The organism is Mesorhizobium alhagi CCNWXJ12-2 (assembly GCF_000236565.1).
Lineage (GTDB): Bacteria > Pseudomonadota > Alphaproteobacteria > Rhizobiales > Rhizobiaceae > Allomesorhizobium > Allomesorhizobium alhagi.
Genome location: NZ_AHAM01000236.1, coordinates 1 through 9,976 on the forward strand (window position 1 = coordinate 1; position 9,976 = coordinate 9,976).

Annotated in this window: 12 protein-coding genes; 5 read left to right on the plus strand and 7 right to left on the minus strand. The window is 62.6% G+C overall.

The annotated features are described in order from the left end of the window. Positions 1–53: 53 nt before the first annotated feature. Positions 54–557 (minus strand): MarR family winged helix-turn-helix transcriptional regulator, encoded by a 504-nt coding sequence (locus tag MAXJ12_RS25575; protein ID WP_008838971.1) that lies wholly within the window; start codon positions 555–557, stop codon positions 54–56. Between the two features lie 152 nt (positions 558–709). Here MAXJ12_RS25575 and MAXJ12_RS25580 point away from each other — a divergent pair, with 152 nt between their 5' ends. Both MAXJ12_RS25580 and msrB read left to right on the plus strand, forming a co-directional pair. Continuing rightward, positions 710–1,105, plus strand: coding sequence for an Ohr family peroxiredoxin (locus MAXJ12_RS25580; protein ID WP_008838972.1), 396 nt, complete (start codon positions 710–712; stop codon positions 1,103–1,105). Positions 1,106–1,220: 115 nt separating this feature from the next. Continuing rightward, the gene (msrB, locus tag MAXJ12_RS25585; RefSeq protein WP_420891353.1) at positions 1,221–1,781 is read left to right on the plus strand and encodes a peptide-methionine (R)-S-oxide reductase; all 561 of its coding nucleotides are present in this window, start codon (positions 1,221–1,223) and stop codon (positions 1,779–1,781) included. Positions 1,782–2,339: 558 nt separating this feature from the next. Here msrB and MAXJ12_RS25590 read toward each other — a convergent pair. The 5 genes from MAXJ12_RS25590 to MAXJ12_RS25610 are packed head-to-tail and all read right to left on the minus strand — an operon-like array spanning position 2,340 to position 6,322. Beyond that, entirely contained in the window at positions 2,340–2,846 is a 507-nt protein-coding gene (locus MAXJ12_RS25590; RefSeq protein WP_008838974.1) for a GAF domain-containing protein, read from the minus strand. A gap of 10 nt (positions 2,847–2,856) precedes the next feature. Further along, the gene (locus MAXJ12_RS25595) at positions 2,857–3,600 is read right to left on the minus strand and encodes an ABC transporter ATP-binding protein (RefSeq protein WP_040588024.1); all 744 of its coding nucleotides are present in this window, start codon (positions 3,598–3,600) and stop codon (positions 2,857–2,859) included. Further along, positions 3,597–4,433: an ABC transporter ATP-binding protein gene (locus MAXJ12_RS25600; protein ID WP_008838976.1), complete on the minus strand. Its 837-nt coding sequence runs from the start codon at positions 4,431–4,433 to the stop codon at positions 3,597–3,599. The genes MAXJ12_RS25595 and MAXJ12_RS25600 overlap by 4 nt, the downstream gene beginning before the upstream one ends. Next, entirely contained in the window at positions 4,430–5,335 is a 906-nt protein-coding gene (locus MAXJ12_RS25605; RefSeq protein WP_008838977.1) for an ABC transporter permease, read from the minus strand. The genes MAXJ12_RS25600 and MAXJ12_RS25605 overlap by 4 nt, the downstream gene beginning before the upstream one ends. A gap of 9 nt (positions 5,336–5,344) precedes the next feature. Beyond that, a complete protein-coding gene (locus tag MAXJ12_RS25610; protein WP_085984078.1) occupies positions 5,345–6,322 on the minus strand; it encodes an ABC transporter permease in 978 nt (325 codons plus the stop codon). Positions 6,323–6,541: 219 nt separating this feature from the next. Between MAXJ12_RS25610 and MAXJ12_RS25615 the strand changes: the two genes are divergently transcribed. Both MAXJ12_RS25615 and MAXJ12_RS25620 read left to right on the plus strand, forming a co-directional pair. Continuing rightward, entirely contained in the window at positions 6,542–7,228 is a 687-nt protein-coding gene (locus MAXJ12_RS25615) for a helix-turn-helix domain-containing protein (protein ID WP_050898901.1), read from the plus strand. After that, entirely contained in the window at positions 7,225–8,817 is a 1,593-nt protein-coding gene (locus MAXJ12_RS25620; RefSeq protein ID WP_008838980.1) for an ABC transporter substrate-binding protein, read from the plus strand. Before MAXJ12_RS25615 ends, MAXJ12_RS25620 begins: the two co-directional genes overlap by 4 nt. A 268-nt stretch (positions 8,818–9,085) precedes the next feature. Here MAXJ12_RS25620 and MAXJ12_RS37805 read toward each other — a convergent pair whose 3' ends face one another. After that, positions 9,086–9,403 (minus strand): M48 metallopeptidase family protein, encoded by a 318-nt coding sequence (locus MAXJ12_RS37805; RefSeq protein ID WP_008838981.1) that lies wholly within the window; start codon positions 9,401–9,403, stop codon positions 9,086–9,088. 51 nt (positions 9,404–9,454) lie between these two features. Between MAXJ12_RS37805 and MAXJ12_RS37810 the strand changes: the two genes are divergently transcribed. Then, positions 9,455–9,976: hypothetical protein (locus MAXJ12_RS37810; RefSeq protein WP_040588027.1), on the plus strand; the 522-nt coding region annotated here is incomplete at its 3' end.

Consider the following 9,976-nt stretch of genomic DNA (forward strand, 5'->3'; position numbering starts at 1 on the left):
GGGTGCGTTCCTCTGACATGTTTCAAGCCTGCGGGCGTAGGCCGGGCGAGCCACTATGACTTTGGTCGAGGCTGTGTGGCCCGCAGGAGATTGTCGCGCAGCTTTGCCACGGTCTTCTGCACGACTGGGAAGTCCTCTCCGAGCCCGGTCGCCTCCAGCAGCGCCGCACCGGGATCCATTTCAGCCAGGTTGCGCCCGGCGGGCGTCAGGCTCAGCCGCACCTGCCGTTCGTCGGCGGGATCGCGCTGGCGTCGGACATAGCCCATGGACTCCAGCTTCTTGAGGATGGGCGTCAGTGTGTTGGATTCGAGGAAGAGCTTTTCGCCGAGCGCCCCGACGGTCTGGTCGTCTGCGTCGGCAAGCGCCACCATGGCGATGTACTGGGTGTAGGTCAGGCCGAGCTTGTCCAGGATCGGCTTGTACGCACGACCAAAGGCCAGGTTCGCCGAATAGATCGCAAAACACAGAAAGCTTGAAAGCTTGCCGAGGTCATCGGCGGTTTTGTTGCTGGAGGGCGTTGGCGTTTCCGGGCTCTTTCCTGCTGGGGTCGCGGGCATGGGCATGTCCTATCGATATTGGTTTCTGTTGGTCAAACATAAATCGCATCCGATTAAATCGCAAGGGTGTTGACATCGCCTTCTTGGCAGCGTATTTGCATCTCATCCGATAAAAGCGGATACGATAGAAACTCAACAGAAAGGATTTCCCAATGACCGAGAAGCTTCTCCTCACCGGCAAGACCCACAACACCGGCGGCCGCAACGGCGGCACGCGCAGCGCCGACGGCCAGCTGGACCTCAAGCTGAAGCAGCCGCACCCGGCCGCCGAGAATCTGTTCGGCGCCGCCTGGTCGGCCTGCTACATCGGCGCGATCGAACACGCCGCCGCTCAGAGAAACATCAAGCTGCCGGCCGGCCCCGAGGTCGACGCCGAGATCGACCTCAACGTCGACGACGGCTCCTACTTCCTGCGGGCGCGCTTCAACGTCAGGCTGCCGGACATCGACCGCGAGGTCGCCCACGAAATCATCCATGCAGCCCACGAGATCTGTCCCTATTCCAAGGCGACGCGCGGTAACATCGACGTCACAACCAATCTCGTCTAAACCCGGTCAAATCCCCACCCGGTGAAGGCCGTCACCAGCCGGAGCTGTTGACCAACGAACTCAGGGCAGCGTTCGGGCGCGCCGCGCTAGGCGACCGAAAGCGGGCGGCGCCAGGGTGGTGCCGCCCGAATCCATGCAAGCAGTCTGCCCAGCGGCGACCCGTTGGGTAGCAAGGACACAGACCAGGCCGAACACATCTGAAATACCGTTCGACCTTACACCTCCCACCCATGGCGCGCTGCGCGAGCTTGTTGCAGACCTCAGCGAGGAAGAGCAACAATTGCTGCTCGAACCTGGTGAGGAAGCGCCGTTCTGCGGTGTCTTCCTTAAGAAAAAGCGAGAGGGGGTATATACCTGCCGCTTGTGCGGACTGCCGTTGTTCAAAGGCGGCTCGAAGTTCGAGAGTGGCACCGGCTGGCCAAGCTTCACAGCGCCCTTCGTTGAAGACCATCTGCGCGGCATCCGCGACACCAGCTATGGAATGGTCAGAACGGAAATCGTTGCGCCCGTTGTGGGGCGCACCAAGGCCATGTCTTTCCTGACGGCCCCCCCCCCGCCTACCGGAGAGCGATTCTGCATAAATTCGGGATCGCTTGAGTTCACGCCCAAAGGGGAGCGGCTTCCCGGCAAGCTCCGCCGAGGAACGCCCCAAGGTGAACCGACAAGCAGCAGCTGAACTCTAAATGGGCATCGAATCCAGCTTTCGGAGCCTGATGTCGACCTTTGCTGAGTCAAGTGCAGAGGTCTGAATCTGGCGCAACTGAGCCCATCATGCGGCGAGCGAGGCCGTTATGGCGTTGTCGATGTTGCATAAGCGCGCGAACTGGAATTCGGGTACAGACGATCAGCACGGTTTGCTGACGTTCGTCATGCGTTGGACTAGAAAATGGCAGCTTGGCAGGGAATCGGAACTCGGTGGGGGTCCTGGCCGTCTTCTATGACGATCAGAACGGCGCCGACTGTACGCCTGCTTCCGATCACCTGGTTGTCGGCGGCTTGCGGCCACGATCGGCCGGTCTTAGCGCGATCCAAGCAAAATCGATTGTGCGAAACTGTGGATAAAGTTTGCTGCCACAGTTGCGGAGAAGGCAACTGAGCGAAGCGCGCGTCAGCGGAAGGTGAAGGGGAGGGCAGCGGAAGGGCAGAGAAGGGTGGCGCGCAGAAGTTCCCACTCGTCAGCTCAAAGGATGGGACGCGCCATAACGAGGTACGTTATAAATGACATGATTGCGTCTTAAGGCGTGGCGGCTTCGCCGGCGGCTAGAAACGCCGCCATTGCCGGAACCTGCAGGTGCTGCACCAAATCCAATTGTTCGGGCGTGAAATAGCCCTCCGAATTGAGCATATTCATCGTGCCGAGTGCGCGTCCCTTCACGATCACCGGCAGGTTCACACAGGAGCCGCAGCCTAGCGAGGCGATGAGCTCGTGGTCGAAGAAGTGCTGCGAGATCTCCGCGATCGTGTTCATCACGAACATCTTCTTGTCGAGCACCACCTGCTCGAACCAAGGCGTGACGGAAATCGGCTTCGTTCCCGATACGGGATAGACGTCGGGCATGTTCGTGTAGAGCCGGCTCGCCACATTGGCGTCGAGGTCGATGGCCATCACCGTAAAGAGCCGCGCCCCCACGATGCGCTGGGCGAGTGTTTGCAGCGCGGTCCATGGCGCGTCGGGCGCGCCGCCTTGTGCCAGTGCAGTGCCAAACGCGCCGAGCGCGGCGAAAATCTTTTCCGGTTGCATGGCTCTCCTGTCAGGCTGTAACCCGCGTCGTGCTCCTGGCGATCAGTTCGCGGGAGTAGGTATGGGTCATGGAGTTCGTCTTCAGCGCCTCGACGCCGGTCACCTCCAAGATACGGCCCTGTCGCATCACCGCGAGGCGGTCGCAGAGGAAGGAGACGACGGCCAGATCGTGTGTGACGAGGATGTAGGTGAGCTTCTGTTCCCGGCGCAGGCGCTTCAAAAGGTTGAGGATTTCGGCCTGCACCGAGACGTCAAGTGCCGAAGTGGGCTCATCGAGCAGCAATATCTTCGGCTTCAGCATGAGTGCGCGCGCGATCGCCACGCGCTGGCGCTGGCCGCCGGAAAGCTGATGCGGCAGGCGAAAACGGAAGGGCGGATCGAGGCCGCAGGCCGCCATCATCTCCGGCACGCGCTCGTCGGCGTCGCCGACGCCGTGGATGGCGAGCGGCTCGGACAGCACCGCATCCACCGTCTGGCGCGGGTGGAGGGAGCCGTAGGGATCCTGAAAGACCATCTGGCAGAGCGCGGCGAAGCTGCGATCGATCGCCTTGCCGCGCGGTTTCCCGAACAAAGAAATATCGCCCGTCCAATCGGCCACGAGCCCTGTAATGGCGCCCAGCACTGTCGACTTGCCCGAGCCGCTCTCGCCCACGAGGCCGAAGCATTCGCTTTCAGCAATGTCCAGCGAGAGGTCCTCGACCACACGCGTGTCGCCATAGGACACGGAAAGGTTGCGCAAGCTGATCGCGTTCATGCTCCCGCCCATGCGCCGCGGTCGAGCACCGGCAGTTCCGCGCGCGTCTCGTCGATCCTCGGCACCGAGGCGAGCAGTCCACGCTTGTAGGGATGGCGCGCTTTCTCCAGCGCGCCGGCCGCGCATTCCTCGACAATCTCGCCACGATACATGACAAGGATTCGGTCGCAGAACTGCGAGACGAGATTGAGGTCGTGGCTGATGAAGATCAGTCCCATGCCATTGCGGGTGATCAGATCATTGATCAGCCGCAGCACCTCGCCCTGCACCGAGACATCCAGTGCCGAGGTCGGCTCGTCGGCGATGAGGATCGCGGGTTCCGGGATAAGCATCATGGCGATCATGACGCGCTGGCCCATGCCGCCGGACACTTCGTGCGGGTACAGGCCGTAAACGCGCTCGGGCTCGCGAATCTGCACAGCCTCGAGCATGTCCAGCACGCGACGGCGGATCTGTCGGCGTGGCAGCCTGCCGTGCACGGCGAGCGTCTCGCCGATCTGCTCGCCCATTGTCATCACCGGGTTGAGGGAGAATTTCGGGTCCTGCATCACCATCGAGATGCGCGCGCCGCGGATCTGGCGCATCTCGTATTCCGAAATCGCGAGCAGATCCTTGCCCTCGAATCGCAGGCGGTCGGCCGTCACCTTTCCGGGCGCGCGCACCAGGCGAAGAATCGAACGTCCGGTCAGCGACTTGCCGGAGCCGCTTTCACCGACGATGCCGAGACGCTCGCGGCCGAGCGCGAAGGAGACACCGCGCACCACCTCCACCGGACCGTTTGCGGTGGGGAAGCGGACGCGCAGGTTCTCTACCTCGAGCAGCGGTTCGCTCATTGACTGTTCCCGCTCTTCGGGTCGAGCACGTCGCGCAGGCCGTCGCCGAGGAAACAGAAGCCGAGGCTGACGATGACGATGGCGAAACCCGGCATGGTGGCAACCCACCACTGGTCGAGGATGAAGGCGCGGCCTCGGCTGATCATGGCGCCCCACTCGGGCAGCGGCGGCTGCGCGCCGAGCCCGAGAAAGCCCAGCCCCGCGGCGGTGAGAATGATGCCGGCCATGTCGAGGGTGACGCGGATGATCACCGATGACGAGCAGAGCGGCAGGATGTGGCGCACGATGATCCGCGCGGCGGACGCGCCCTGCAGCCGAGCGGCGAAGATGAACTCGCAGTTGCGGATCGTCAGCGTCTCGGCGCGCGCGATGCGTGCATAAGCCGGCCAGGAGGTGATGGCGATGGCGATCACCGCGTTCTCGATGCCGGGGCCGAGCGCAGCCACGAAGGCAAGCGCTAGAATGAGCTTGGGCATGGAGAGAAAAATGTCGGTGATGCCCATCAGGATGCGGTCAGCCCAACCGCCGAGATAGCCGGACACCGCACCGACGATCGTTCCGAGCGGCGCGGCGATTGCGGCCACCAGGACGACGATGATCAGGGTGATGCGGGCGCCGAAGACCAAGCGCGACCAGATGTCCCGGCCGAGTTCGTCCGTGCCCAGCCAGAATTCTTTGCTGGGCGGCTGCAGACGGTCGGTCAGCTCGACGGTGTAGGGCGAGTGGGTCGCAAAGAAAGGGGCAAAAATCGCAATGATCACCAGCGCCAGCACGATCATTGCGCCGAGCACGGCGAGCGGGTTGCGCAGCAACGCCAAAAGCATCCGGTAGGAGCGGCCGAGCCGGGCCTGCAAGCGCGAAGCGGGCGATTCCGTCAGCAGCCATTCACGGGTGGTCGCCATCGCCGCCTCCTACTGAGCCCGGGGGTCGAGCACGCGATAGAGCGCGTCCGACACCTTGTTGATGACGATGAAGACCGCGCCAATGACCAGAGTCGCGCCGAGTACGGCGTTCATGTCGGCATTGAAGAGCGCGGCGGTGAGATAGTTGCCGATGCCCGGCCAGGAAAAGACGGTCTCGATCATCACCGAGCCTTCGAGCAGGCCGGCATAAGAAAGGCCCACGACGGTGATCAGCGGCACGCGGATGGGGCGGAAGGCATGGCGCCAGATGACCGCCCGCTCCGACACGCCCTTCACACGCGCCGTCGTCACATATTCCTGCCCGAGTTGGTTGAGCATGAAGGAGCGCGTCATGCGCGCGATGTAGGCAAGGCTGAAGAAGCCGAGGATCGAGGCCGGCAGCACGATATGGCTGACGGCATTCCAGAACACGTCCAAATCGCCCGCTACCAGGCTGTCGACCAGCATCAGGCCGGTCGCGGTCGGTATGAGACCGTCATAGAAGATGTCGATGCGGCCCGGCCCCGCCACCCACTGCAGGCGCGCATAGAAGACAAGCAGGCCGACGAGGCCGAGCCAGAAGGCCGGCATGGAATAGCCGAGCAGGCCGACGACACGAATTGCCTGGTCCGTCAGGCTGCCCTGGCGGCTTGCGGCAATCACTCCCATCGGCACGCCCAGTGCGACGCCGATGATGATGCCGAGCGTGGCCATCTCGAGCGTGGCCGGAAAGACTTGCATCAGATCGTCGAGGACGGGCCGCTGCGTGGTGACCGACATGCCGAAATTGCCGCTCAGCACGTCGCCCACATAGGAGAAGAACTGCACGAACAAGGGGCGATCGAGCCCCATCTCTTCGCGCACGCGCTCGTAGACTGCCTGCGGCGCGCGATCGCCCACCACCGCCAACACCGGGTCGATCGGGACGACGCGACCGATGAAGAAAGTGATGGCCAAAAGGCCGAGGAAAGTGAAAGCGGTCGTCATAAGAACCGCACTCAAAGACACGGCAAAACGCCGGCCGGCGCGGGAGCGGCCCGAAAAGGCGGTCCGGGCCGGACCCGGCTCGACTGCTGGCTCGATGGACAATCGCTTCGGCTTCCTTGCGTGATGGCGCTTGTCCAATCCTAGCCCACCGGAAAAACGCGCGCCGCAATTTCCGGCTTGGATAACACAAAAGATTTTGCTTACATCAAAAAAATTTTGATGGAGTCTCGCGTGAACTCGCCGCACCCCCAGCCGGCACTCCAGCCCCGGATCGGCGCGCTGATCCGCGCGCGCCGACGGCAGCTGCACATGACGCTGCAGGCGCTCGGCGGCGCCGCCGGGCTTTCGGTGGGATTCCTCAGCCAGGTCGAGCGGGATCAGGCGACCCCCTCGCTCGGAGCGCTCGCCGGCATCGCGCGCGGGCTTGGAGTCGACGTCGATTATTTCATTGCCACGCCATCTATCGGCACCGGCGTCACTCGCGCCGGATCGCGTTTGGCCTTCGCGCTGCCTGGGTCGTCCATGATGTACGAGCGCCTGCATGCCGAGTTTCCCGGTCGCGGACTATCCTCCTTCATCATGGTTGTCCCCCCAGGGCACCGCTCGGAAATGGTCCACCACGAGGGCGACGAATTGCTCTACGTGCTGGACGGCCTGATCACGCAGACCGTCGATGGCCAGACCATAAGGCTCGCCGCCGGCGACAGCCTGCATTTCAGGGGTTCCAGCGACCATAGCTGGGCAAACGAGAGCGACCGGCCGGCGCGCATCTTGTGGACCGGCACCATGTCCATCATGCGTCCGCGGCAGGAGGGCGAAAAGCCGGCGCCGACAACTGCCTCCCCGGCGACTGACGTCGTCATCGGGCTCAATCATTCCACTTCAGCAGGGAGAACGAAGTCATGAAGATCCTGAAGCAGGCCTTACTGGCTGCGATGGTGACGGCCGCCGTGCCGCTCGGCAGCGCCTTTGCAGAAACGCCGGCCGACGTGCTGGTCGTGGCGCAGAACATCGACGACATCGTCGCCATCGATCCGGCGCAGGCTTACGAATTCTCCTCCGGCGAATTCGTAACCAACGCCTATGACCGGCTGGTGCAGTACGATGCCGCCGACATCGAAACGCTTGGCGCCGGTCTCGCCTCGGAATGGACCGTTGATGCGGCGGCCAAGACAATCACCTTCAAGCTGCGCGAAGGGGTGAAATTCCATTCCGGCAACCCGGTGCGGCCGCAAGACGTGCTCTTCTCCTTCAAGCGCGTCGTCGTGCTCGACAAGGCGCCGGCTTTCATCCTCACCCAACTCGGCTGGACGCCCGAGAACATCGAGCAGATGGTCACGCTGGGCGATGGCGCGGTCACCATCAAATACGCCGGCGACTTCTCGCCCAACTTCGTGCTCAACGTGCTCGCTGCGCGCCCGGCCTCGGTCGTGGACGAAGCAACCGTCATGCAGAACGAGAAGGACGGCGACCTCGGCAATAACTGGCTCAACGCCAACTCGGCCGGCACCGGCCCGTTCAAGCTGCGCACCTACCGTCCGGCCGAAATCCTGGCGATGGACGCCAATCCCGACTATTTCAACGGCGCACCGAAGATCAAATCAGTGATCATCCGTCATGTCGCCGAGGCCGCCACGCAGCAGCTCCTGCTCGAATCGGGCGACGTTGACATGGCCAAGAACCTGACGCCGGACCAGATCGCCGGTCTCGAGACCAAGGGTTCGATCAAGATCGAAACCTATCCGCAGGCCGCCGTCCACTGGTTCTCCTTCAACCAGAAGGTCGAGGCGCTGACCAATGAGGCGGTGTGGGAGGCAGCGCGCTACCTGGTTGACTACAAGGGCATGACCGACACCTTCCTGAAGGGTCAGATGCAGATCCACCAGGCCTTCTGGCCGGCCGGCTTCCCTGGCGCACTGACCGACACGCCCTTCACCTACGACCCGGAGAAGGCCAAGAAGATCCTCGCCGATGCCGGCGTGAAGCTTCCGATCAACGTGACCATGGACGTCATCAACTCGGCGCCGTTCACCGACATCGCGCAGTCGTTGCAGTCGACATTCGCCGATGCCGGCATCAATTTCGAGATCATCCCCGGCACCGGCGCGCAGGTGATCACGAAATATCGCGCCCGCACGCACGAGGCGATGCTGCTCTACTGGGGGCCGGACTTCATGGACCCGCATTCGAACGCCAAGGCATTCGCCTACAATGCCGACAATGCCGATGACAAATATGCCTCGACAACGACCTGGCGTAACGCCTGGGCGGTGCCGGAGGAGATGAACAAGGCGACGATGGCCGCGCTCGCCGAGCCCGACGCCGACAAGCGAAACCAGATGTATGTCGACCTGCAGGAGCAGATCCAGCAGAAGGCGCCCTTCGTCATCATGTTCCAGGCGGTCCAGCAGGTCGGGATGCAGCCCAAGGTCTCGGGCTTCGTCAACGGCGCGACCTCTGACTTCGTCTACTATCGTCTGGTCGAGAAGAACTGACCTGACAGACGGCGGGCCGCCATGTGCGGTCCGCCTCGCACAACCCTATCAGCGGCGTGAGACCGTGTCCGACATCTCGCAGATCGGGTGGGCAGGCTGCGCGCCAAGATGCGGGTAACTGGCGCCGGGCTGGTGGCACTCGCACCCGGCTCGCACATGGAGTGGCTGGTCGGGTTTTATTCGCATCCCCGGCGAGCGCCCGGCGCTGCTGCTGATTGGCATGGAGAAGGCGGGGCAATAAGTCATTGAAATCTAGATAGCGGGTAGGTCAGCGGCGGAGGCGCCGATCTTTGGCAATCTCGATGAGGGATGGCCCGCACCGGTACAATTCACCGTAGGACAAAGGCGCGTCGTTGAGGGTTTGCCGGATCACGCGCCAGTTGGGCATCATCTCGTCCATCGCACCGACGAAGAGGGCGCTGTGATCGGGGACGAGAAAATGCAGCAGCTCGTGCATAAAGACATAGTCGAGGCATTCGGCAGGCTTCTTCACAAGGTCGACATTGAGCCTGATGGTCCGCAGACGAGGATTGCTGCTGCCCCACTTGGTTTCATGCGCTGCAAAGTTTGCGGTCGAGCTGGACAATGTTTTAAAGAGCGCAACCGCCCGGCGAGTGGCGGGCGCCAGAGGAGCCCGATGGCTAGAAAGAGATTGTTCGTCGTCGGCAACGGCGTTTTGCTCGAGGACATATCGGAACGCGTCGATGCCAGCGATGCCGTCTTGCGATTCAACGAGCCAAAGGCTTCGATCGGAATGAGCGGGACAAAGACCACTTGGCTTTTCGTCTGCAACACAGGCAAGCCGATGAAGCGCAGGCTGGATAATCCGAGCTATCCCACGTCGCCAATCGTGCAGGCGGCCGAATTGGTGATCCTTCTTTCGCATCCGATCGTAGTCAAAAAGTACTTCCCGAAGGAGAGCCTTTGGGCGCGGATCAAGGGCAGGCGGGACGAGTGGACCTGGGCCTCGATCAACATGTTCGGCGCCGCCGGCAAGATGGCGGCGATATTGCCGCTCACCGACTATGAAGCTGGATGCCGCGAACTGGGGCTTGAGCCATCCGAACTGGCTCCGCGGCGCATATTCCCGAGTACCGGATATTTCGGCATCCGATATGCGCTGGAGCAATGCCCGGCGGATGAATGGGACGTTGAAATT